We start from the raw sequence: 23379 nt of genomic DNA on the forward strand, positions 1-23379 counted from the left end.
AGGGAAGAGAACGGTATAATGGTGGTAGTTTATGGTGGGATGGGAAGCAAAATATCGGGCCTTCCATCACCGGCGGGAGTACGGTAGTACCGAATGGCAGTTCGAATATCAATGTGCTCTTCAGCCCGGCAGACCAGCTCAGCGGATACTACGCTGCACCGCTTGGCACCGGGCCTGGGGTCAACGGGACCGAGGGTATCGATATCACGAGGACGCTGTCCGCACCCGGGCAGCAGTTCGGGAATTATACGCTGATGCAGGGGACCACCCTCTCGGCGAAGCCGGCCGGGGCAAAGGATGCCGCCAGTCTCGGCAGTTCGGGACAAAGCAATGTTTTCGGAGGGTATGGTGCATCCAATGCATCATATGAGTATTGGGTTCCTGAAGTAACAACGCCGGACACCCCCGTCTGCTGGGGTTGGAATGGCGAGACGTATGATTCATGGGCTAGTCCTACATGTGCGGATTATTACGCTGCAAATTGGGTTACGGATTTTGAAGGCTCGGGTTGTACGGGTCAGGGCACAGGCCCGGATGGTGGTGCCACATGTTATTATGTCACTACTAGAGCGGGCACTACGACACCCGGCTATTATGCAACAGCGGCGGAAACGAAGGGTAAGAAATATCTCTACACGAATTGCGGGGACAGTTGCATCGATCCCGCCAAAACAGTTCTCGGGACCACGTGGTACAACCTGAACTGGGGAGACACGGTGAACGTCAAGGTGATCCACATCCCGACCGGGAAAGTGATCTTCCATCAGGACGTACCGGTAACGGAGGAATAAACAATGGAAGGAGGAATAAAAATAATGAAATTATCCAATCAGAATGCAGTCTCGCCGGTGATCGGCGTGATGCTGATGCTTGTAGTCGTGATCATCATTGCCGCGGTCGTCTCCGCCTTTGGCGGCGGGGCGATGGGGAATGCCCAGAAGACCCCGCAGGCAACCATCAAGGGGGTCTTCAGCCAGTCGGGAGGGATGCAGATCATCCATACCGGCGGCGACGCCATCCCCGCATCAACGCTCCTGTTCGTCGTGACCAACGACGCCACCTTCGGGCAGGGCCTCTCGGCGGCAACCACGCAGATCCTCAACAAGGCAATTATTACGGATGCGAGCGGGAACGTGCTGCAGAACACCGACGGGACATCGGCCATAACCTCGTTTACGTCGGGACAGACGCTGTACATCAGCCGGGATAACCTGAACCCCGCCTATTTACAGCCCCAGCTTGCAGATGGTGGCGCCGGTACTTATTCTTACAGCGGAGGGGTGTGGACATCTTCATCCGGTAAATCCGATCTATTTAAGCAGTGCTACATCAACCCCGACAATGTCGGAAAGACGTTCACCCTCTCGATGAGTGACAAGACCTCGGGGGCCACCATAGCAAAGACCACGGTCGTTATAACACCGTAAGAGATCCCCACGGGGATTGCGAGAGGAGGAAACGGACGTGCAGCACCTGAACGTATCAGGAAACAAGGGCGACGAGGCGGTCTCACCGGTAGTTGGCGTGATGCTGATGCTTGTCGTCGTGATCATCATCGCGGCCGTGGTATCGGGGTTTGCCGGTGGGCTCGTAGGGGAGACCAGCCAGAAGGCCCCGACCCTTACCATGGACGTGAAAGTGGTAAACATGGGGAGCTGGACCGGGAGCGGGTTCTTTGCAACCGTGACCGGTGTCAGCAAGCCCATCCCTACGGGAGACATCAGGATCGTGACATCGTGGACGGCAGCAAACGGGGGGTCGCCGGTATCCGGTGGGAACACGACACTACCGGGCCAGGGGGAATCCATCTATCTAAACCCGCGTCTTAATACCTATTATCTCTTCGGAGGAACTGCGGCTCGCCCTTTTACGACGTTTAATTCAAGGTATAACTGGATTGCACCATGGGGGGGAGGGCCTGGTGTCAATGCGAGTGATACGGTAGGATACGGGGATACGAACCCGACCACGTATGGACAAATGGTTCAGCAATTCGGGTATTATACGCTGGTACCGGGAACCACCATGACGGCCAAACCCTATGGCCAGGGCACTCCTCAGACAATGGGCGGCACAATCGCAACCGGTGGCACAGCGGGTACCAGCGGCGGCCTCGGGTATGGCGTCGTGACCCCGTATAAGTACACCTTGGGCGATGCCTCCTCGTACACCCGGGGCGGCAACCGGTCCGATTCCATGGGAGCCGTGCTGGGGTACGGATGGGAGACGCTGCGGGAGGGGGATAAGGTGAACATCAAGGTGATCCACTCCCCGACCGGGAAAGTGATCTTCAACAAGGATGTACCGGTGACGGAGGGATGAGTCCATGAAACCATCATTTGATCGTGCAGTCTCCCCGGTGGTAGGGGTGATGCTGATGCTTGTCGTCGTGATCATCGTCGCTGCCATCGTCTCCGGCTTTGCCGGGGGACTGATCGGGTCGGGCAACGAAAATGCCCCGGTCCTTTCCATGGATGTGAACGTGTACAACACGGGGAGTTTTGCCGGCAGCGGCTTCTTCGCGACCGTGACCGGAGTCAGCGAACCGATCCAGACAAAAGATCTCAAGATCGTGACCTCATGGACGGCAGCGAACCACACCATGCCACTCTCAGGAGGAAACACGACCCTGCCGGGGAGTGCATCGAATATCAATGTGCTCTTCGATCCGATGGGCACACTTACCGGGTACTACCTTGCGCCGTTCGGCAGCGGGCCGGGGGTCAATGTAAGCCGGGGGACGACCTCCGGCTCGACATACCGGGCCTTCTCGGAGCCCCGGCAGCAGTTTGGGAATTATTCGCTGGTCGTGGGAACGGTCCTGTCGGCGTTCCCCTGCGGGGCAAAGGATGCAGACAGCGTTGGAGGGAACACCCCGGCAACACAGGGATACGGGATCGGGGGGAGGTACAGCTACAACTATACCGAAGCGGGAGCAGGCCCCTTCACCGATGCCGCCACTGCCGTGCTGGGATCCGGCTGGGAGCGGCTGCGTGCCGGGGACAAAGTGAACGTCAGGGTGATCCACATCCCGACCGGGAAGGTCATCCTCGATAAGACCGTTCCGGTGAGGGAGGGCTGACATCATGAAACAATCGTATGAAGATGCCATCTCCCCGGTGGTAGGGGTGATGCTGATGCTGGTGGTCGTGATCATCATCGCCGCCATAGTCTCCGGCTTTGCCGGGGGACTAATGGGGACGGGCAACGGAAATGCCCCGACGCTCGCGATGGACGTGAAGGTGGTCAACACCGGGAGTTTTGCCGGGAGCGGGTTCTTTGCCACGGTTACCGGGGTTTCCGAACCGATCCAGACCCAGGATCTCAGGATCGTGACATCATGGACGGCAGCGAACGGGGTGACGCCGATCAGTGGCGGGAACACGACACAACCGGGCACCGGGAACATCAATGTGCTCTTCGACCCGGCAGTCACGCTTACCGGATACTATGTTGCACCCTTCGGTAGCGGGCCGGGAGTCGGCAACGGGACGGAGACGCTGGGGGGCATCGATACGTTGAGGGATTTTTCAGCACCCGGCCAGCAGTTCGGGAACTATTCGCTGATGGCGGGAACCACCTTGTCGGCCATGCCGTGCGGGGCAAAAGATGGTGATTCTCTTGGAGGCACAGGCACGAAAGCGACAGAAGGGTATGGCGTCGACAAGCGGTTTACGTACTCCTCCGGCGGACCGTGGCTCGATGCCACCTCATCCGTACTGGGATTGCACTGGGAGAATCTGCGCATCGGGGATACCGTGACGATTAAGGTGATCCATGTCCCGACCGGGAAAGTGATCTTCAACCGGGACGTAATGGTGACGGAGGGATAGGACGGCATGTTGCAGTAACGCGGGATATCTTTCAGGTTAAAGTCTCCGGGAGGTGTCCCGGGGGGCTGAACGGGTAAAAAAAAGTTCGCCCGCGATGGCTCTGTAATCCCCCAATTTCTTTTTTGCAATCTGGTAACCGGGCTGTCATGAGGGACGTTATATCTGAAGATCGGAATACCTAATAAAAAAATCAAATCAAAAGTATTATAACATCTAGTATACCATATCCGATTAACATTATGTAATTGTTAAATTATAATAATTGATCTGGAGACTGATGCATGAGAACGATTACCGTCATTATTCTCGCGTGTCTTGCCTGCGCCCTCATGGTGGCAGCAGGCTGTACCGGCACGTCCCGAACCGCAACGCCGGCCACCCCTGCAATTACCGCCGCAGCGTCCACACCCGCCGCTGCTGCCAACGCGGACCCGTGGTCCGGTACCTGGGATACCCGGGGGAGTACACCGATTGCGCTCCAGACCGTCGGGGTCCTGACCCTTAACCAGGCCGGATCCTTGGTGACCGGCACCTATAGCAACGGTGACAATGGCAAAGGGACGGTCAGTGGTACCGTTACGGGAAACCAGCTCGTCGGCACCTGGACCGTGGATTACGGCAGGGAATCTGATAACGGGTCGTTTGAACTTGTGCTGTCCGATGACAAGAAGTCGTTCTCAGGAACGTGGGTTTCCGCATCTGATACGGCAAACACCCTCAGCACGTCTCCTGAGTTCTGGGACGGTGTGAAGAGATCGTCCTTAAGACAATGAAAGGAACTGAAGATGGAAGGAGTGCCCACAATCGCGCGATCGGAGGTGATCATGATAACGAACGACCAGATCTGAACCTCGTGGCCCGGTCCCCTTTGTACCAACACCGGGAGGGGATCTCCGCGAAGTGGGCACCGTTATACGAATCCGGCGGGAATTATCCGTCGTAAAACTTGGTAGGTGAAGATATTCATGACAAACGAAAGACACAGTAAAAAACCAGTATCCTCCATGCAGGTGCTGGGCCTGCTCGCGATCATCGGGCTCTGTTGCATGGCAATAGTGCCTGCGGTTGCGGCAACCGCGGGAAAACCCACTGCTGCAACCTCGGATCCGTGGTCCGGTACCTGGGATACCCGGGGAAGTACAACGAATGCCCTCCAGACTGTCGGGGTCCTGACCCTTGCCCAGTCCGGCATAAAAGTGACCGGGACCTTCAGCAACGGTGACAACGGCAAAGGTACGGTCAGTGGCACCATTACGGGAAACCAGCTCGTCGGCACCTGGACGGTGGATTACGGCAGGGAATCTGATAATGGGCCATTCACATTTGTACTGTCCGATGATAAAAAGTCATTCTCAGGCACGTGGGTTTCCGCATCCGATACGGCAAACACCCTCAGCACGTCTCCTGAGTTCTGGGACGGGGCAAGGAGATAATCATGAAAGCGAATGAAATGAAACGCAAAGGATTTGCACCGGGCATGAGGATGTTTGGCCTGCTCGCGATCGTCGGACTCTGTTGCATGGCAATGGTTCCCGCTGTCGCAGCGGACAAATGGCTCGTACCGAACAAAACCGTATATGCGAATTCCAGCAATTATGCCATAATCAATGGGGTACAATGGCATAATGATGACTTCTTCGGGGTTGTAGGGAATGGACACTATAATTCATCCTCAACCGACACGGCCTATGTCTGGAATCAGAGCACACAGTACTCTAACCGGTATTATATGGACCAACTGATAGTCGATGTGGAGTACGTTCCAGAGGATTTGTCGAATCTCGCCAACGATCAATGGGAGTTTGTCAATAATCTTTCCCCCTCTGCAACGCTCTACAAGAAAGGTCTTGGCGGATATGTCAACAACGGCGTCGGCGGCACGTACTATGCCTGGTACGGTAACAGGACATATGCCACCCAGGGGCCATACGGAAACGGATCATGGTTCTGCCCGACCTATGAGAATGCAACGTATGTGGTAAATCTGACGGTATTATGGGGTAGCCCATAAGGACAAAGGACAGAATTACCGATTGTTTTCGAATGTTCAGCGATTCGGTAACCATCAATTATTTTCATTTTTTTCATCATGATTATGCACCAGCTCACGCGATAAAAAAATCCGGCTGGCTTGCCTTGCGAAAAAAGGTACGCTGATCATAGATTTCCGGATTCTTGGTTATGGATATCCGCCTTCCCGGCAGGGATGTTATCTGGCAATGAGGTAGTAAAATGAACACAGAGCAAAAATCGACAATGCAGGATGAACACGAATCCCCACGAGGGGTGCCGGATACAATCCTCAAAAAAGGGATCCTGAAAATAAAAGAGAACGGGATACTTATCGTAATTTTTCTCTTTTGTTTTGGTATTTACAATACCTATACCTTAATACGGGGAAGTGGGGATACTATGCCCGCAGCATACCTTCCCTTAAGCATTATCTATTACCACGATCTCTTCCTGGAACATTTCTTTACCAATCCCCAGACGGTATCCGATGCCTATGCATTCACCACCGTTAACGGACACCTGATGTCCATCTTCCCCATCGTGATCCCGGTTCTCATCACACCTGTTGTCTTCCTGTGCACAGGAGGAATGACACCGGATCAGGCAGTCTTGAATCTTGGCTTCATCGCACGTATGATATCCGCAGGTATTGCTGCACTTGCAGTCTCCACATTTTACCTTGTCGTGATCCGGTTCGTCCCCAGGAAAACCGCGATCATCTCTACGCTGATCTTTGCATTTGCCACAAGCACATGGTCGATTGGCAGCCAGGCCCTCTGGCAACACGGCATGATCGAACTGCTCCTCCTCCTGATACTGTATGCAATAATCCGGAATGAAGAACATCCCTCTCCCGCATGGTTCATTATTGCCGGCATCCTGTCCGGCCTCCTCGTATTCTGCAGGCCGCCGGATGCACTGCTGCTCATTCCTGTCCTTGGCTATGTCGTTCTCATGAACAGGAAATACCTGGTTCATTATTGCATACCGGCAGTTCTCAGCGGCCTGCCCTTCCTTGCATATAACTGGTATTTCTTCGGCAATGTATTCGGGGGATACGTACAGAACCTCGATAAATTTGATCTTTCCATACATGCTATCTCCAATTACGCCGGGCTTCTTCTTTCCCCGAATAAGGGCTTGTTCATCTTCTCGCCAGTACTTATTCTTGCAATCTTCGGATACTTCCGTCTCGGTGCTCCCGAAGATAACCGTATAACCCGCATCTTCCAGTGGTTCGGCCCGGTCCTGATTCTGGAAACGATTGTCTACTGTTTCTTCAGCGACTGGGGTGGCGGTTATTCGTACGGGCCGCGATATATGACCGGACTGCTTCCTCTCTTATGTATTTACGTTGCGATTTTCCTGTCCGACACCGCCGCACGGTTCCGCGCCGGGATGCACGATTACCTCAAAGTCGGGGCAATCGCAGTCCTCATCATCTTCTCCGTTATCGTCCAATTTATCGGGGTATTTTATTTCCCGTACCTCGCCGATGCCCACTATCCCCGGCCATGGGACAGTTCGAACCCGCTCATCATCAGCAGCCTGCAGGACGGTATCGAACACCTCGACACCTTTGCTGTCCAGTCAATTCCTCCGTTTCCGCCACTGTACTACTATACCCGGGATGATGCGTGGAAATACCTTAATGTAACCGCGGTCATGTCCGCGGGTGATTATTCAACGGCAGCTTCGTATTATGTAGAATATCTAAGGGAAAACCCCGATTCTCCGAACTCGTTTGTTATGTGGAACAATCTCGGCTGCTGCCTGCTGAAACTCAAGGAATATGACAAGGCAATAATCTCCTTTGACCGGGCCCTTGCGATCAACCCACAGTATAAAGCTGCAGAATTGAACAGGGCTGCCGCAGTACAGCTCCTGGCAGGAGCTAATCGCACGATAGAAATCAACCAACAGTCCTGATGTTCACCAAGGGAGTCTGCGCCTGCAGGGTAGAGTGGGCTGGAGAAAGATCACTTCGATGCTGCGGCATTCCCGGTAAAAAAGGTTTTATTGAATTTTTCGGAAAACCAAGAGGTCCTTTCCCTTGCTTTTCAAATTCTGTCATGAAACCGGAAGTTATTCCGATAGTCCATTTTCCCCGTCATCATCTTTGATCCCCCCCGGATCCGGGCCCCCCGCCACTTCCCGGCCACCACCCAACCCCCGCATGAGGGGCAGATCGCGAAATTACAAGGGTCCTATTAGCGAAGTTTTGCCCCTCCGGTGTAAAATCCATAAATCCGGGTCATTATAGAGCGATTTAAAATGAATTAGTGGGGTGTTTTGGGTGAATTACGAAGTTTTTCGGGTACCCGAAATCTCCCGGACAGGAACGAATCGTTCAAAATGAACTCCGTTTGGCAAAATGAGGCTGTTTTGGGAAACCGGGTTCCCTGGCCGGAGTAGTACTTTCTATGGGGATGTTCTCCGACGGAGACCCTCTCTGGACGGGGGATCACGGATGCAGGAATCAGGAGCTTGTGCCATCCTCCGGTTGACAATCCCCGGGTTCAGGAGGTGTAACAGCATCCGGCCGGGTCGCTGCGGCTGCGGTCAAAGGTTGCGAAGCTGGTGATTTGAGGGGAAGCGGCACACCATCCCGCCCGAGTTCAACGAGCCCGGTGTCGCAGACCCGGAAGAATCTCCAGAAATAGTCCGGGGAATAGATCCAGAGCTCGCGGGAGATCTCTTTGGATGACGGGTACATTTTCAGCCCCGCAATCCCGGCCGCTGCTTCGCGCTCAAGCCACCGCAGAGTGCACCGGATGTATGGCATGCGTTTGATCTTGACCGGCGCATGGATCATTGGACCGGTAATAGTAAAATCGGCCAACATCTTCGGCCCCCGCTCATAGTACTGGACAAGCCCGCGTTCCTTTGCGATCTTATCCGCTTTTTCCAATGCCCGGACCGGGTGGCGGCCCCGGGTCATGTGAATCCTCCGGAAAAATTCTGTGAATCCGTTTGTGCCGGCTGCTGATGAAGGCCGGAAGAAACCCGGGCCATGATGCCGGGCAGGTGTGCAGCGGCTCCGGCTGTACGTGATACGCTTAATTTGTTCTTGATTATAGTAAGTCCTCCATCATGTACGGTCAATCGCATTCATTCGTCGTTCATTTGGAATAACCACGCGAAACGGCCGGGACATAAAGTCCTCAAAGATCTCATTCTCAAAATTATATATGCTTTGTAGTATGCAGTAATAAGAACTCAATACTCGAATGTCCCGGGGAAGCCGCCGGGTTCATACGGTAGTGGAAGCGTCACACCTCTTATAATGAAGTTCTGTACAGCACAAATCCGGTTTAAAATTCCCGACCGGCCGTCATCAGGGGTCTGCCCATGTGGGGAACAGGCCGATAATAGTGACGGGCATAATAAGGCTGGCGGGAAGATCTATGCGATACTCGCCCGGGAAAAATACAGATGTTTGTGCACCCGGACCTGTAGTATTTCAACCCAGACCCGGGTGTCAAGAGGGTATTCGATAAGGATCCTCTCCGTCTTCCCGTTTCAAATTTCGGGCAGTCAAAAAAGACATCCAAAGAGTGACAGATCCTGCCGTTTTTTCATCGGATTTTTCCTGAACATGGTTGTTTTCCCCCTTTTACCGGTGGTTTCTTACAGGCCTTTGCTGCTGGCATGATCAATCTAAATTATAATGTCCTGAATGAATAACCGTTGTGTCTTTTACCTTCTTTGTCCCGGCTTCTTTTGGGGTTTATAATGGATCCCGCCGGTTCCGGTCAGCTGGTTCAGGGTTTCTTCCCCGGCGGCGATCCTGGCAAAGATTGCCTTTGGGGCCTTGCAGGTAAGCGGGGATCCAGCAAGTCCCACCCTGCCGGCATCCTGTACCTTATCGCGGTCACGGTCCGGTACCGGACACCAGATGATAATAGTAGGATGTCCACCCACATCTCACAAGACCGATCCCGGAATCCGGCAGCATCATGATCTGCGATTGCTACACGGTGTGATGGAATCAGATTACCATCGCTCATTTTCACTATACGGCGCGAAAAATATTCCATTACCCGTGCCCGGTCTCTACGTCTCCCTCTGACTCATAAGATTATGGTGATATATCCTCATATTACGTAATTCAGGGAAGATATCTCATCATTTCGTAACAATCTGCGGTATGCTGGTACCAAAAAGACATTAATGTATATTCGCCATCAAATTACTATCAGTCTGATAAGGGGAAGATTCCTATGACAAAAACCATGAAAGTTATATTTGACGGGTCAGTATTTCGTCCGTCAGGGCCGGTTCATCTGGAGGCCGGGAAAAAATATGCCATAACGGTGGTATCTCTTCCGGAAGATCCCGATGTTGAGAAAGATCCTGCATTTGATATTTCATCTCTTGCCGTGACAACAGAGATTACAGATCTTGCAACAGAACATGATCATTACCTGTATGGACTGCAAAAACGGGGAGTCCATGAAGAATAATCTCTGTTTTGTTGACACGGTCTGTTGGATTGCGTTGTTAAATAGACAGGATTCGCTTCATCATCGCGCAGATCAGGTGTACAAGAACCAGATGCGATCCGGTTGCCATTTTCTTACAACTTCTGCTGTACTTGAAGAGACAGCAAATGCATTATGTGAACCGATGTTTAAACCGGCGGTGATCAGGTTTTTTCATAATATTGAAAATTCCTCCCGTGTCGAGATTGTATTTGTCGATCCCGTTTTGTGGTCGAAAGGATGGACTCTCTACGAACAACGGACTGATAAAGCCTGGAGCCTTACCGATTGTATTTCTCTTGAAGTGATGGAGGAACGGGGAATACACGATGCACTTACCAGTGACCGGCACTTTGTTCAGGCTGGGTTCAATATGCTGCTGATGGAGCATGAATAACCGTACTAATCCCGGATTTTGTACCGAAATGAGTGTTGCAGCACGGATTGTTTGCGGTACAACCGGATGTACCGGTACACACTGCCGCCATCATTTTTTTAGGCAATCCTGCGGCAGGTATTTTTGACTCCATGCAGGTATGGCCCGCCGTACATCTCAACAAAACGACGGAAACGTATGCTGCTCGGATTAGGAGATTAGAGGGGCATGTTTTCAGTCGCCTTTGCGTGAATATCGATAACCCGGCATACGGCAGACAATCGTTCTTTTGCACTAGGATCGTCAGGAATGGTTTTTATTACCTGTCCCTCTATTAGTTATGGACAGATTGAGAATCCGATTTACAATTTGTCCATATATGACGGTGAAGATCGCGTATGATTAAACGAGAGGCGTAATTCCCCGGTATGATGAAGTCCCGGTCACTATCATCCTCAACAATATGAAAACTATCGGTATGACGCGGGAAGAGTATCTACGGTGGGTTCATGAATAATATGGTCATGATATTGTGGCAGGATAACGGGATGGGCACCGCGAACATGCCCGGGAAGAGCGGACAAAAAAAGGATAATCACTTCAAGGATGTGTCACATCAGCAACCCGTTCTATGATCTCATTGAGGATCTTCTTTGGAATTTTCTTTCCCCGCATACACGATCCTGATGCTGATGTTCATTGTGCACGGCAATTAAACACACTGTACCTTCCTTTTGATCCCGACATATAATGTTCTTTTTCATCATGATAAGCAGCAGAGCAGCTGAAATATTTCCGTGTCCCCACTCGTTTTAATGTGCATGATACTACCGGTCACCGGTGCTATACTTTCGGTGATGTCCGGAGTGACTGTCAGGTTAATTTATTAAACTTTTTAAATTTGTTAAACATAAATGACTCATGAACGGTGATCGGATAGAGAACAGGATCGCATACCCTGCATCCGTATCCCGGACACAAAACTCCGGATTTTTTTATGATTGACATCAGCACGATAGACTGGAACGAAGCCTGGAAAGAGATAGAGCAGGAGAAAAAAGTCAAGAACGAATTCGCCAGTTGTACGGAGCGGTGGAAGGATCGCGAGCGGTGCAGGAAATTCAACCAGAAAGTACAGGAAGATAACTGGAAGCGTGCGTGGGACCGGATCCATACCATGAATATTACCCCATCGTCCCGGGTGCTTGATATCGGTGCCGGCCCCGGGACCCTTGCCATCCCCCTTGCGGGAATTGTCCGCCATATCACGGCGGTCGAACCCTCCCCCGGGATGCTCGAATGCCTGCACGGGAACATGAAGGAACGAGAGATCATCAATATCTCGACCATCCAGAAACGATGGGAGGATGTCGATCCCGCAACAGATCTCGATGGGCCGTACGATGTGGTCGTGGCATCCTACTCGCTGGGTGTCCGGGATCTCCGTGCCGCTCTTGAAAAGATGAATGCGGTCTCTTCAAAATATGTCTATGTTTTCTGGTTTGCCCACCTGATGTCCCCCCGCTACCTGCATTATCATGAGATCTGGGAAGATCTCTTCGGGGTATGCCCTTCCGCACGACACACGCCCAATGTGATCTTCAACCTGCTCAACCAGATGGGCATCTATGCCAATGTCGAGATATCCCGGACGGAAAACATTACCCGGTTTTCCACTCTTGAAGAAGCAGTTGCCGACCAGTCGGACGCCATAAATCTCACCGATGAACGGCAGGTCTCGGTACTCACCCGGTACCTGGAGAAATTCATGATCCGGGAAAACGGGGAATATCTCCTGAAGAGCAAGTCCTACCAGGCCAAGATCTGGTGGGAGAAAGAGAACTAAAAGAACGAAAAGCCAACGGGAAATTCTCTTGTCTGACCCTGTGCAACCCGGCTCAATCATCGAAGTGACTATCGCCCGGATCCGTGAGATCCTTGGGAGCGATATCGTCACCAGCCCGGATGCATTGCTCGATACGATCGCGGAAGGAGGATCCGGTTACCATTTTTTCGGCAAATCCGCTGAGAAGACAAACGTCTGCCGGTCAGTTCCGTGAACGCGTATCTGGTACCAATAAGAGGGTAAGCGTATACGAAAAGCGACAGGCGTACACGGTCAGGTCGTGTCAACGCATCGCAGGGAGATCATGGCCGTGCCGGATTACACAACGGTCATTTCATAATCCGCTTGGTAATAATAGACGCCCATCATGAGTCCTGTAGTCGGATACCGGGGCGTTCCCAAAAAGCTCACCGGGTCAAGCATGACAACCGGTGGCGCTGATAGCGTGTCTTTGAGATCTTCGGGAATGATCTCCACATCCGATGACAGGATCATCATCCCAAGGCATGCAAAAAGACCCAGGAGGCAGACGGGTATTGCTGAAAATGCCTGCCCTGTTCCCAGGAACTGGAACGCGAGAAAGATACCGGCAACTGAGCAGTCATAGTAATGGAACTGCGCAATCCTCCGGTCGGTTGTATCGCAGGGCCGGATCGATCCGAAGATCTTGACGGTGCTGATGGGGAAGATCGGCGTGATTCCCTTGCGGGTGCAGAGGTCTTCGATAAGGTGGAGGACCAGGCCAAGCATCACACCCTCAAGGAACAGGGCAACGATATCCAGGGCTGCATGGTCAGAGAGCAGGGAAACCGGGACGAGCAGGATCGCTGCAAGGACTGCCCAGAGGAATACGATTCCGAAGAGTGAATGAGTCAGGCGCTTGTCTGTGGAATCGAAGGTGACCCCCGTCATGCACCGGTACAACCGGCAGAGCAGAGGTGTGCACAGGGCACTGCCAAAAAGCGTGACCATCCATGCAAATGTCCTGATCTTAAAATGCTGTGGCTTCTTCATCTGGATGTCCGGCAGGATGGCGCCTATCCCGGCACCCGTGCAGATCATAAGAATGACGAACGGAGCGTCCGGCACCAGGGCACTGCACAGTATAAGGGTACAGAGAATGGTGAGTGCGATATGGTGCCGGGTGATCATGATGTGTGCTCCGGTTCACGTCAGGAGGAATCCGTGGGATTCCCCGTGTCCATTGATGGTATGTGCATGAGTCCACAGCGTTTGCTTTTTTGTGAACGATCACTATGTAGGATTTCCCAAATTATTATAGTTTGCATTAAACTTTTTAATGTTGTTAACATAAATTAATTAATAATTTTACAACCAGCAGAATTATTTCCTGCCAGCCTCGGTTGCAGGAGCCATCTGAGAATACATCCCCCGGGGGAGGAAGTCATGGAATGCAGGTATTGTGAACGGGCATGTGAGATTCCGGAACAGATGAACGGGTACTGCCGGATGTACCGCAACGAACAGGGGACCATAACGGAAAACCACCCGGATGCGTACCTCAACATCTACCCGGTTGCGAGCGAATCCATACCGATGCTCCACTTCTACCCGAACAGCGTCTTCCTGCTCATCAGCACGATCGGCTGCAACTTTGCCTGCGAAGGCTGCATCTCGGAGTTCCAGACTACCCGGCCCGGGACCCTGCAGGACATCCTCACCCATCATACCCCGGAAGAGATCCTTGCCATGGCCCGGGAGGGCGGCTGCCGTGGCATCACCTTCTGCCTCAACGAACCCGCCGTCTCCCTTCCCACGTTTCTCCGGGTTGCGCAGGCAGCAAAAAAAGAGGGCTTCCTTGTCGGGTGCTCCAGCAACGGGTACATGACTCCCGGGGCATTACAGAGCCTGCTCCCGTATCTCGATTTTGCCAATATCGGCCTCAAGGGATCCACGGACGAGCGGTACCGCGAATGCGGAGCGGGATCTGCGGCCCCGGTCTTCCGGAACGTCCGGGCACTGCACGAGGCCGGGGTAGCCGTTGAGGTCTCAACAATGTACATCCGCGGGAGAGAGAACGAGGTGTACGGAGCCGCAGAACATATCCGGGCAATCTCCCCGGCCATCCCGTTCCAGGTGATGCGCTTCGTTGCAACCCACGAGAATCTCACCGCGCTCCAGCCGGACCGGAAGGAGGGCGAACGGATCTGCAGGGAACTGCGCCGGTACGTTGACCACGTGTACCTGTTCAACACGCCGGCAACGACCGAACTCGATTCACGGTGCCCGGTCTGCGGTACGACCCTCATCCACCGGGTCTTCTTCGGGCCCATGGCGGCACGGGTGCTCTCCTGTCAGCCGGAGGGCGTGTGCAGGTGCGGGTACCGCTTCCCCTGCCGGGGGGAGATCGAGCCTGTCACCGAAAACGGCCCCCGGGTCCTTGGCGGGTACCGTTCGGTCATGGGTGCACAGTTCATCACAACCATTCTTGCGGCTCTCGGGGTTACCGGTGAGCAGGAGGTCGACCGTCTGTGCAACACGGTGATCGCCAACGGGTATCTCGGTGCTCTCCAGGATATGGATGACAGTGTCGGCACATTCATCGGCATGGTCTATTATCTCGGGGCGCTTGCCGGGCGCGAGGCAGAAGCGAAATGCATCACGGATTACGTGCAGCGGGCAGTCAGGGATGTGAAGGACAGGATTGCCGGTGCTGCGGACAGCCCCCGGGTCTACGCAGTCTTCTGTCACCCTCTCTCCCCGGCGTATGCATCCAAGTTCGTGAATCTCCTTGTCGGGATGGCCGGGGGAACGAGCCTGAACCGGGAACAGGACTTTACCGAGAGCAGGAATGCGGAATATACCGCTGAAGAGCTCAACCGTCTCGACCCGGACGTAATTCTCATCACCGGCCACTCCCTCCCGCCTCTTGATGAATTCTACGGCACCTGCCGTGAACTGGGGATTAGATGCCGGGCGATCGCGGAGCAGAGGGTGTATATCCTGGACAGCGAATATGCCACGGGAATCCTGGGCTGGCTCATCAGCCTCATGGATGTAGCGAACATCCTCCACCCGGAGATCTTCCGGTATTCCCTTGCCGATGAGAAGGCACACATGGACCTGGTGATTGCCCGGTCTTCCGAGTGACGATGTGAGATACTGTCATGAACTGGTATCCCCGGACACTGTACTTTTCCGGAATGTAAAATTATAGTACTTAATAAACACAAAAAATTAATTAAATATAGTAACCATGAGGTATAGATCATCCATGACCGTCCCACCCGCTGAATCAGAACACTCCCCGGAAACATACTGGCAGGAGCGGTGGAAGGAGCAGCGCCTTGCCCGGCTCGCCGTGCCGCGGACCGGTTCGCCGGATTCGTTCTGGAACAATAAAAAACGGCTCTCGGATCACTTCATCCGGAATCTGGATGGCGGGAGGAATGAAGCGGAGGAACGGATTGCCACCATGGGGATCCGCGACGGGTCGCGGGTGCTCGACATCGGGGCCGGCACCGGTGTCCTGAGTGTCCCGCTCGCTGCTCATGGCTGCGATGTCGTGGCCGTGGAACCCGGTGAAGCAATGCGCGATGCGCTTGTCCTGTACGGGAAGCAGCAGAAAGTCAGGCCCATCACGATCATCCCGAAGCGCTGGGAGGAAGTGACGCCGGAGGAACTGGGTGCGCCCTTCGATGTCGTGATCGCATCCTACAGCCTCATGATCACCGAGATCGGTGACGCGATCCGGAAGATGCAGGCAGTCTCCACCGGCCAGGTACACCTCTACTGGTTTTTGACCCAGCCATACACCGCCATCCTCAATGCGGCGCTCTGGCCAAAAGTCCATGGTGCGGAATTTCCCGGCGAGCCTACGGCAGACTGTCTCTGGCAGATGCTCTATGCAATGGGAATCCCCGCAAATCTTGCCGTGGAAGCGAGTTGCGAGCCGGCATACTTCCCATCGGTTGATGATGCGGCAAACGACTTCTGCAAACGTCTTGATTGCACGACGCCGGAGCAGGAGCGTGCCGTCCGCGAGTATTGCAATACTTCCCTTGCAAAGACAAGGCAGGGATACTGTGTTGCCGGTGAGGCGCTCGGGGCGCATATCTGGTGGGATGTGAATTGTTTCATGTACGTCCCGGAACCGCCGAAATACCCGGTGATCCCCGCAACTCTGATCGATACCCCCCCATAACCTGCCATGATCGAAACCAGTGATCTGTTCTGGAAATCCGAAGAAGATGCCTGGCAGTACGACGAGTATGCCCGGGCCACCTTTGCCCGGATCTATCCTGTCATTGCGGACCAGATCCTTGAACGGACCCGGATCACCCGGGGCACCTGCCTTGATGTGGGATCCGGGCCGGGACTGCTGGCGATAGCCCTCTCCCTCCTTTCGGATCTCCGCGTAACGGCACTCGACAGTTCGCAGGAGATGTATGAACTGGCATGCAGGAATATCCGGGACCGGTGCATGGAAGACCTGGTCGTCCCGGTTATCGGGGATGTTCACGCGATCCCGGCCGGGGATGCCTCGTTCAGTCTTGTAGTCAGCCGGGGATCGTACCATTCCTGGGATAACCTTCCGGCAACATTCCAGGAGATCTACCGGGTTCTCCGGACCGAGGGCATGGCATATATCGGCGGGGGATATGGCAGTGCCCGGATCCGTGAAGAGGTGCTTGCACACCTGAGGGAGCGCGGGATCGCGGACTATGCTGCCCGTCCCCCGGGGACCCGGTTCCGAAAGATCAGTGTCCGCGAGATCCAGACCTCTGTCGAATGTGTCGGGATCAGCGATTACCGTATCATTGACGATGATTCCGGGTTCTGGATTATGTTCCGGAAAAACCGGGAACACCTCTTCCCAGGCAGTTCCGCTGTGGTGAAAACCGGGCGGGAAAACCTGCCACAATTTCACGACGGGTTCTTTTTCCCGAAATGATCGTACTTCGCTGCACGCGATAAAAAAAACGGCTGGCACATGACAAAAAAGATCCTGGCCGGACAGAATCCTCCGTGGACCCGTTTTTTGCTCCCCGTCAGGAAACCGGCAGAAAGGGTTACACCACCTCTCCCCCCTCCCCCCTCAAACCTCCTCCCAATATTCCGGATCCGGACCCCCTGGCCGGTCCCTGTACACGTCCCAAACCTCTCGGGAGGGGCAGATCGTGAAATTACACAGGGTCTATTTGCGAGGTTTTGCTCATCCGGTGTAAAATCCGGGAATCCGGGCTATTATAGAGCGATTTAAAATGAATTAACAGGGTGTTTTGGGTGAATTACGAAGTTTTTCGGGTGCCCTGAATTTCCCGGGCTGGAACGAATCGTTAAAAATGAACCCCGTTTGGCAAAATGGGGCTGTTTTTGGAAGCAGGGTTCCCTGGCAGGAGGAGTACTCTCTGCGGTGATGTTCTCCGACGGAGCCCCTCTGTGGGGCGGGAGATCCTGCATGCCGGATTCAGGGAGTGGTGCCCCTGCCGGGCTGACCCTCTCCCTCCCCACGGTCCGGGGGTAACAGCAACCGGCCGTGTGCCATTGCGATCCCTCTCGCCATCCGGGTTTTGGTTCGTGGTATGGTACCCGCCTCCGGACTATGGATACAAAATTAATATTGAACATTTTAAATTTGTCAATACCAAATAGTGTATTTACGGTTACCGGATGCAACCCCCCAATCCGGTTCCATGACAGGGAATTATTCTGAAATCCCATGACCGACCTCAGTGCAATTGACTGGAACGAAGCCTGGAAAAAACTGGACCGGGAGAAGAGCGAGAAAAATGAATTCTCCAGCTGTGCAGACCGGTGGTCGGATTACGAGCGGTGCAGGTGTTTTTCCCGGAAAGTACAGGAGGATAACTGGCAACAGGCATGGGAGAGGGTCCATGCCATGCATATCACCCCATCATCCCGGGTTCTCGATATTGGTGCCGGCCCCGGGACACTTGCCATCCCCCTTGCAGGAATTGTCCGGCACGTCACCGCGGTTGAGCCATCACCCGGGATGCTTGCATGCCTGCACGAGAACATGGAGCAGCTGAAGATCACCAACATCACGACCATCCGGAAACGATGGGAGGATGTTGATCCAAAAAAGGATCTCGATGGGCCATACGATGTTGTGGTGGCGTCCTACTCGCTGGGTGTTCCGGATCTCCGGGCGGCGCTGGAGAAGATGGATGCGGTCTCTGCACACTACGCGTACATCTTCTGGTTTGCAGACATGATGTCTCCCCGCCACCGGACGTATCTTGAGATCTGGGAAGACCTCTTCGGGGCTTCCCGGTCTCCCGGGCACGTGCCCAATATCATCTTCAACCTGCTCAGCCAGATGGGAATCTATGCCAACGTGGAGATTTACCGCGCCGGCCGCGTACTCCGGTTCCCCGGCCTGGAAGAGGCCGTTGCCGACCAGAAGGATGCACTGAAACTCACTGAAAAATGGCAGGTGGAATTACTCCGGAACTTCCTTGAAAAAACCCTGCATCGGGAACACGGGGATTACGTGCTGAACCAGAAGTCCTACCGGACAAAGATCTGGTGGGAGAAAGAGATCTGAACGGCCGGAATGCCAGCCGGCTCGATGATTCTGTTCATTCTTCCTGGCAAGTACAATCCATAACAAATTTTCTGGTTTTTTTACAGGCCCTGAGGGGAATTGTTCCCCATACAGGCGAAAATCTGGAACGTGCACCCCGAACCCTGTGCAGCGTGCCTGAAAACCAGACGCATTGCGTATGCCTGAAAAATCCCCTCAGGATACGTATGCAGGAGAACGTACAAAAAGAGAGAAGATCTAATCGATCGCAATCATCACTTCGGAGGCCTTGACGATCGCGTAGACTTTCCCGCCTTCCTTCAGCTTCAGCTTTTCCGCGGAGGTCGTGGTGATGGAGGAGACCATTTCACCGCCACCGGCAATGGTGATCACGACTTCGGTACTGACCGGGCCCTTCTTGATTGTCTTCACGGTGCCCGCAATCTGGTTTCGTGCACTGATCTTCATGGCTTTCACCAAGCCATAGTGTATGTATCAGCTGATAAATCCTTTGGCTGCCAGGCAGTTGCGGCCAGGACCCTGTCGCAGGATTAAAACAAATTGTTGATAACATAAAATTGTTAATTTAATTACATGAACACACCTCCCAGTTCCCCGTCCGCACCCGGCTTTTTGCGGGTTGTGGCGGAGAATGGCGATCCGCTATCCTTTTGCGAACGGTGGCGCCAGCTGAAACTCGCGCACTGCGCTGTCCCGCACTATGGCAACTCCAGCCAGTTCTGGGGCAGTAAAATGAAGATCCACAGCGTGTATGCAAAAGGAGATAATGACCCGAAACGGGATACTGACCACGACACGATCACGGCCACGCGTCTTGCCGGCATGAATATCCCGGATGGTTCCCGCGTCCTCGATATCGGTGCCGGGCCCGGAACCTATGCGATCCCGCTTGCAAAGAAGGGCTGCAGGGTAACGGTTGTCGAACCATCGCCCGTAATGCGTGAGATGCTGGAAGCCCGGATGAAAAAAGAGAAGATCAGGACTATCACGGTCATCCCGAAGCGGTGGGAGGATGTGGATCCTGCCGAACTCGGCGCCCCGTTCGATGCCGTCATCGCTTCCTTCTCCTTGACGATGATGGACATGAGGGCAGCCCTGGAAAAGATGCATGCCTGTTGCACGGGATCGGTCCACCTCTTCTGGTTCCTGACCTCTCCGGCATGGGCGCAGGTCAACAAGGATCTCTGGCCGCACCTCCACGGGGGAACCTTCCCGGGCGAACCCACGGCGGACTGGCTCTGGCAGATCCTCTGCGAGATAGGTATTTATGCAGGCATCCGGCCGGAACCCCGCCTGCAACCATCACGGTATGCAACAGTGGATGAAGCGGTTGAAGAGTTCCGGCTGCGCCTGAACTGCACGACACCTGCGCAGGAGGAGATTGTCCGGAATTATTTCCAGACCGTCCTTTTGCGGGATGGCGATGGATTTACCCTTGGGACCGGCACACGGACTGCCTATATCTGGTGGAACACTGCCGATCAGTGAATTTTTTAAATAACCCTGATATCTGATACCTGGTGACAACATGAGCGATTACGAGACATTATTCAACAAAGCAAAGGCATTTCACGGGCATGTCTGCCCGGGCATTGTCCTTGGAACACGGCTGACTATTGCAGGGATGCGGGAACTGGGGCTGAATCCTCTGGAACCCCAGCACAATCTGATTGTGTACATGGAGATCGACCGGTGCGGCGCCGATGCCGTGCAGGCCATCACGGGCTGTTCGCTCGGCCACCGTTCCCTCAAGCACAAGGATTTTGGGAAATTTGCGGCAACCTTTGTCGATCTTTCGACAAGAAAAGCGGTCCGGGTGGCAGTTTTCGAGAAGAAACGGGCGGAGCACGACAAGCTCGACCAGAAGGACGTGGTAAAAATTCTCGCGGAGTGCCCGGAAGCGGAGATCCTGAAGATCGAGCAGGTTACGATCGATATTCCCGATGATGATATCCCCGGGTTTCCCCATGGAAAAGCGGTCTGCAGTGTCTGCGGGGAGATCGTCATGGATAACCGGCATATCATGGTTGACGGGAAAGCCCTGTGCAAGAACTGCGGCATGAAATCGTATTATACGGTGCAAAAATCGTGAAAGAATTCTGCCAATCTGCAACGGATACGGTAATTTCCCCCCGCCCCGGTTCCCGCTATTGGCAGAATGTCTGGCGGGAGATGAAACGTACCCGGATGGCAACGCCGGGATTCGAGAGTGCGGGCAGTTACTGGAACAACAAGAAGAACGTGACCGATCTCTATGTCAGGAGCCGGACCCGCCGGACCTGGCAGGAGAAAGTGGACGAGCAATTCAGAACCATGAATATCCCGAAGGGTGCCCGGGTTCTCGATATCGGGGGAGGAACCGGGACCCACGCGATTCCTTTGGCCCTCTCTGGCTGCGATGTCACCGTGATCGAACCCTCTGCTGCCATGCGGGAGGAGTTGCAGAAAAATATCTCATCCTCGGGAGCGGCAACGATCACCGTCATACCCCAACGATGGGAGGATGTTTCCCAGGGAGATCTTGGAGATCCGTTCGATGTGGTGATCGCCTCGTATTCCCTCTCGATGGTGGAAATCGGTGAAGCCGTGGAGAAGATGCAGGCCTGTTGCCGGGGGACCGTCAATCTCTTCTGGTTCCTGACACCCCCGTCCTGGGCACGGATCAGCCGTGATCTCTGGCCCCGGCTCCACGGACGGGAATACCCGGCCGAACCCCTCGCAGACTGTCTCTGGCAGGCATTATACGAGATGGGGATCTATGCCAATATTGCCCCGGAGCGCAAGAACGATACCGTATACCCGGATACTGATGAAGTGGTGCAGGAATATTTCCATCGCCTGGACTGTTCGACAGGAGCACAGAAAGAGATCCTGAAAGAATATTTCACGCAGGCGCTCAAACCCTGCGACAACGGATTTGTTCTTGACGGGGCCTCCTATGGTGCTCACCTCTGGTGGCGGACCCGGACGGAATAATTGGAGGGGGAATCCTGACACTGCACTGGTGACGGAGATCCGGTTTTTCGTCATCGATAACCCCCATGATCCCGACCCGCACGCTCCGGCACCAAAGATCATTTATTTTTCACCACCAATCCGTAGTATACCAGATCCTGTTCGCCCCGAGAGGTGCAGGGAATACTACAAAACCCGGAGAGATGCATCGTATGCCAACCCCCTTTACCCATCCAGTTCCCCCGTTTCCGGGATGGGAACGCCGGGTCTACCGGCTTTCCCGCCCGGTAACTGAAGAGGACATCCGGGCATTCCTGGGGAACGAGGAGTTGTATACCCGGGAGACGCCATCCGGTTCACGGGCCATCATTCACAAGTACGGCCTTGTCGAGATTCACCTGATCCCGGGTGAACGTGAAGCGGAGATCTGGTTCGCGCCGGACAAGGGAGCGTATCCCTCCGAATACCTGGACGCATTGTTCCAGACCCGGTTTTAATGTTCCGGTAACCACGAGTAAAAAAAGGTTAATCAGTTCCGACCATCACTTCAGAGGCCTTCATGATCGCGTAGACTTTTGATCCCTCATGAAGGTTCAGCTTCTCTGCAGAGTGGGTTGTGATGGACGAGACGATCTCGTTGCCACCCGCAATGGCGATCACGACTTCGGTGCTGACGGGTCCCTTCTTGATCGCTTTGACGGTTCCTGAAATCTGGTTTCGTGCACTGATCTTCATGGTTTTCACCATGCAGTATTCTCTGTTGTTGTTATTTGAATATTGCCTGTATGGCTATGTGACTTGTCCATTGATCACCGGCACAATTATCCGGATGAATCCGGATCTCCCCCTCATAAACCTGAGGGAGCAGAGAGTCTGGCCGGAACTCTTCATCACCGTGTAGCGAGATATTCGTGAATACCAGCGGCATTACATGAGATGGTGCCAGTCGCAGCAACCTACGGGAATGCATAACAAGGTGATTAGGTAAAGTCCGCCACTAACCCATGGTTAGTATTGAGCCAATTCAGGTTTTTTTTAGATTTGCGCTCCAGAGGACACAAAAATACAGCCCCCCTCTTGCGCCGCCAGTCCCCCGAGGGGGACGGGGCGCTATTAGCGATGCCTCGGCATTACCTTAATTGGGGGCACACACAGGTACAGGTAATACAGCACTATCGCAACCGGGGGATGCCCGAGCGGCGGGGGCGGAGGCTTGCCGGAGCCCCCAAGAGTTTTCATGAACCTCTGATTCACAGGGACCCATGGATAAGGCGGATGCTTCAGCACTTCGACTTTTTAGATCCGAAAAATCAAGTAAGAATGGCGGAGGGAGAAGACCG

At 53.9% G+C, this 23379-nt stretch carries 24 protein-coding genes and 1 pseudogene; 21 read left to right on the forward strand and 4 right to left on the reverse strand.

What is annotated here, in order from left to right; all coding sequences use genetic code 11:
• The 9 genes and pseudogenes from LUQ43_RS13005 to LUQ43_RS13045 form a co-directional block, all read left to right on the forward strand.
• A pseudogene (locus LUQ43_RS13005) lies at positions 1 to 791 on the forward strand (hypothetical protein); the annotation flags it as partial.
• 24 nt (positions 792 to 815) lie between these two features.
• Positions 816 to 1427 (forward strand): type IV pilin N-terminal domain-containing protein, encoded by a 612-nt coding sequence (locus tag LUQ43_RS13010; RefSeq protein ID WP_299968450.1) that lies wholly within the window; start codon positions 816 to 818, stop codon positions 1425 to 1427.
• Between the two features lie 37 nt (positions 1428 to 1464).
• Positions 1465 to 2322: a type IV pilin gene (locus tag LUQ43_RS13015; protein ID WP_299968452.1), complete on the forward strand. Its 858-nt coding sequence runs from the start codon at positions 1465 to 1467 to the stop codon at positions 2320 to 2322.
• Between the two features lie 4 nt (positions 2323 to 2326).
• Positions 2327 to 3082 carry a type IV pilin gene (locus tag LUQ43_RS13020; protein ID WP_299968454.1) on the forward strand — a complete coding sequence of 252 codons (756 nt, stop codon included), beginning with the start codon at positions 2327 to 2329 and terminating at the stop codon, positions 3080 to 3082.
• 4 nt (positions 3083 to 3086) lie between these two features.
• Positions 3087 to 3833 carry a type IV pilin gene (locus LUQ43_RS13025; protein ID WP_299968455.1) on the forward strand — a complete coding sequence of 249 codons (747 nt, stop codon included), beginning with the start codon at positions 3087 to 3089 and terminating at the stop codon, positions 3831 to 3833.
• A 281-nt stretch (positions 3834 to 4114) separates the two neighbouring features.
• On the forward strand, positions 4115 to 4606 hold the full coding sequence (locus LUQ43_RS13030; protein WP_299968456.1) for a hypothetical protein: 492 nt from the start codon (positions 4115 to 4117) through the stop codon (positions 4604 to 4606).
• Positions 4607 to 4798: 192 nt separating this feature from the next.
• On the forward strand, positions 4799 to 5266 hold the full coding sequence (locus LUQ43_RS13035; RefSeq protein WP_299968457.1) for a hypothetical protein: 468 nt from the start codon (positions 4799 to 4801) through the stop codon (positions 5264 to 5266).
• Between the two features lie 2 nt (positions 5267 to 5268).
• Positions 5269 to 5844: a hypothetical protein gene (locus LUQ43_RS13040; protein ID WP_299968459.1), complete on the forward strand. Its 576-nt coding sequence runs from the start codon at positions 5269 to 5271 to the stop codon at positions 5842 to 5844.
• Between the two features lie 401 nt (positions 5845 to 6245).
• Positions 6246 to 7775: a tetratricopeptide repeat protein gene (locus LUQ43_RS13045; protein ID WP_299968461.1), complete on the forward strand. Its 1530-nt coding sequence runs from the start codon at positions 6246 to 6248 to the stop codon at positions 7773 to 7775.
• Positions 7776 to 8325: 550 nt separating this feature from the next.
• Here LUQ43_RS13045 and LUQ43_RS13050 read toward each other — a convergent pair.
• The gene (locus LUQ43_RS13050; protein WP_299968463.1) at positions 8326 to 8787 is read right to left on the reverse strand and encodes a hypothetical protein; all 462 of its coding nucleotides are present in this window, start codon (positions 8785 to 8787) and stop codon (positions 8326 to 8328) included.
• Between the two features lie 1282 nt (positions 8788 to 10069).
• Between LUQ43_RS13050 and LUQ43_RS13055 the strand changes: the two genes are divergently transcribed.
• The 4 genes from LUQ43_RS13055 (at position 10070) to LUQ43_RS13070 (ending at position 12766) form a co-directional block, all read left to right on the forward strand.
• Positions 10070 to 10312 (forward strand): hypothetical protein, encoded by a 243-nt coding sequence (locus LUQ43_RS13055; RefSeq protein ID WP_299968465.1) that lies wholly within the window; start codon positions 10070 to 10072, stop codon positions 10310 to 10312.
• Entirely contained in the window at positions 10302 to 10727 is a 426-nt protein-coding gene (locus LUQ43_RS13060; protein ID WP_299968467.1) for a PIN domain-containing protein, read from the forward strand. Before LUQ43_RS13055 ends, LUQ43_RS13060 begins: the two co-directional genes overlap by 11 nt.
• Before the next feature lie 976 nt (positions 10728 to 11703).
• Entirely contained in the window at positions 11704 to 12552 is an 849-nt protein-coding gene (locus LUQ43_RS13065) for a class I SAM-dependent methyltransferase (RefSeq protein ID WP_299968469.1), read from the forward strand.
• A gap of 28 nt (positions 12553 to 12580) precedes the next feature.
• Positions 12581 to 12766, forward strand: coding sequence for a DUF364 domain-containing protein (locus LUQ43_RS13070; protein ID WP_299968471.1), 186 nt, complete (start codon positions 12581 to 12583; stop codon positions 12764 to 12766).
• Between the two features lie 104 nt (positions 12767 to 12870).
• On the opposite strand, the gene LUQ43_RS13075 is transcribed toward LUQ43_RS13070, so the two are convergent.
• Positions 12871 to 13704, reverse strand: coding sequence for a metal-dependent hydrolase (locus tag LUQ43_RS13075; protein WP_299968473.1), 834 nt, complete (start codon positions 13702 to 13704; stop codon positions 12871 to 12873).
• Between the two features lie 255 nt (positions 13705 to 13959).
• Between LUQ43_RS13075 and LUQ43_RS13080 the strand changes: the two genes are divergently transcribed.
• The 4 genes from LUQ43_RS13080 to LUQ43_RS13095 all read left to right on the forward strand — a co-directional run bounded on the left by LUQ43_RS13080 (position 13960) and on the right by LUQ43_RS13095 (position 19084).
• Positions 13960 to 15663, forward strand: coding sequence for a radical SAM protein (locus LUQ43_RS13080; RefSeq protein ID WP_299968475.1), 1704 nt, complete (start codon positions 13960 to 13962; stop codon positions 15661 to 15663).
• Between the two features lie 124 nt (positions 15664 to 15787).
• Positions 15788 to 16717 (forward strand): methyltransferase domain-containing protein, encoded by a 930-nt coding sequence (locus tag LUQ43_RS13085; protein WP_299968477.1) that lies wholly within the window; start codon positions 15788 to 15790, stop codon positions 16715 to 16717.
• 6 nt (positions 16718 to 16723) lie between these two features.
• Entirely contained in the window at positions 16724 to 17467 is a 744-nt protein-coding gene (locus LUQ43_RS13090) for a class I SAM-dependent methyltransferase (protein ID WP_299968479.1), read from the forward strand.
• Between the two features lie 768 nt (positions 17468 to 18235).
• Complete coding sequence (locus tag LUQ43_RS13095) at positions 18236 to 19084, forward strand: class I SAM-dependent methyltransferase (RefSeq protein WP_299968481.1); 849 nt, start codon at positions 18236 to 18238, stop codon at positions 19082 to 19084.
• Positions 19085 to 19321: 237 nt separating this feature from the next.
• Here LUQ43_RS13095 and LUQ43_RS13100 read toward each other — a convergent pair whose 3' ends face one another.
• Positions 19322 to 19531, reverse strand: coding sequence for a TOBE domain-containing protein (locus LUQ43_RS13100; RefSeq protein ID WP_299968495.1), 210 nt, complete (start codon positions 19529 to 19531; stop codon positions 19322 to 19324).
• A 126-nt stretch (positions 19532 to 19657) separates the two neighbouring features.
• Here LUQ43_RS13100 and LUQ43_RS13105 point away from each other — a divergent pair, with 126 nt between their 5' ends.
• The 4 genes from LUQ43_RS13105 (at position 19658) to LUQ43_RS13120 (ending at position 22536) form a co-directional block, all read left to right on the forward strand.
• Positions 19658 to 20572 (forward strand): class I SAM-dependent methyltransferase, encoded by a 915-nt coding sequence (locus LUQ43_RS13105; protein ID WP_299968483.1) that lies wholly within the window; start codon positions 19658 to 19660, stop codon positions 20570 to 20572.
• Positions 20573 to 20612: 40 nt separating this feature from the next.
• Positions 20613 to 21176, forward strand: coding sequence for an FmdE family protein (locus LUQ43_RS13110; RefSeq protein ID WP_299968485.1), 564 nt, complete (start codon positions 20613 to 20615; stop codon positions 21174 to 21176).
• Positions 21177 to 21256: 80 nt separating this feature from the next.
• Complete coding sequence (locus LUQ43_RS13115; protein ID WP_299968487.1) at positions 21257 to 22060, forward strand: class I SAM-dependent methyltransferase; 804 nt, start codon at positions 21257 to 21259, stop codon at positions 22058 to 22060.
• Positions 22061 to 22251: 191 nt separating this feature from the next.
• Positions 22252 to 22536 carry a hypothetical protein gene (locus tag LUQ43_RS13120; protein WP_299968489.1) on the forward strand — a complete coding sequence of 95 codons (285 nt, stop codon included), beginning with the start codon at positions 22252 to 22254 and terminating at the stop codon, positions 22534 to 22536.
• A gap of 28 nt (positions 22537 to 22564) precedes the next feature.
• Here the strand turns inward: LUQ43_RS13120 and LUQ43_RS13125 are convergent, their stop codons facing one another.
• The gene (locus tag LUQ43_RS13125; protein ID WP_299968491.1) at positions 22565 to 22774 is read right to left on the reverse strand and encodes a TOBE domain-containing protein; all 210 of its coding nucleotides are present in this window, start codon (positions 22772 to 22774) and stop codon (positions 22565 to 22567) included.
• Positions 22775 to 23379 lie beyond the last annotated feature (605 nt).

It is taken from the genome of Methanoregula sp. (assembly GCF_028679125.1).
Lineage (GTDB): Archaea > Halobacteriota > Methanomicrobia > Methanomicrobiales > Methanospirillaceae > Methanoregula.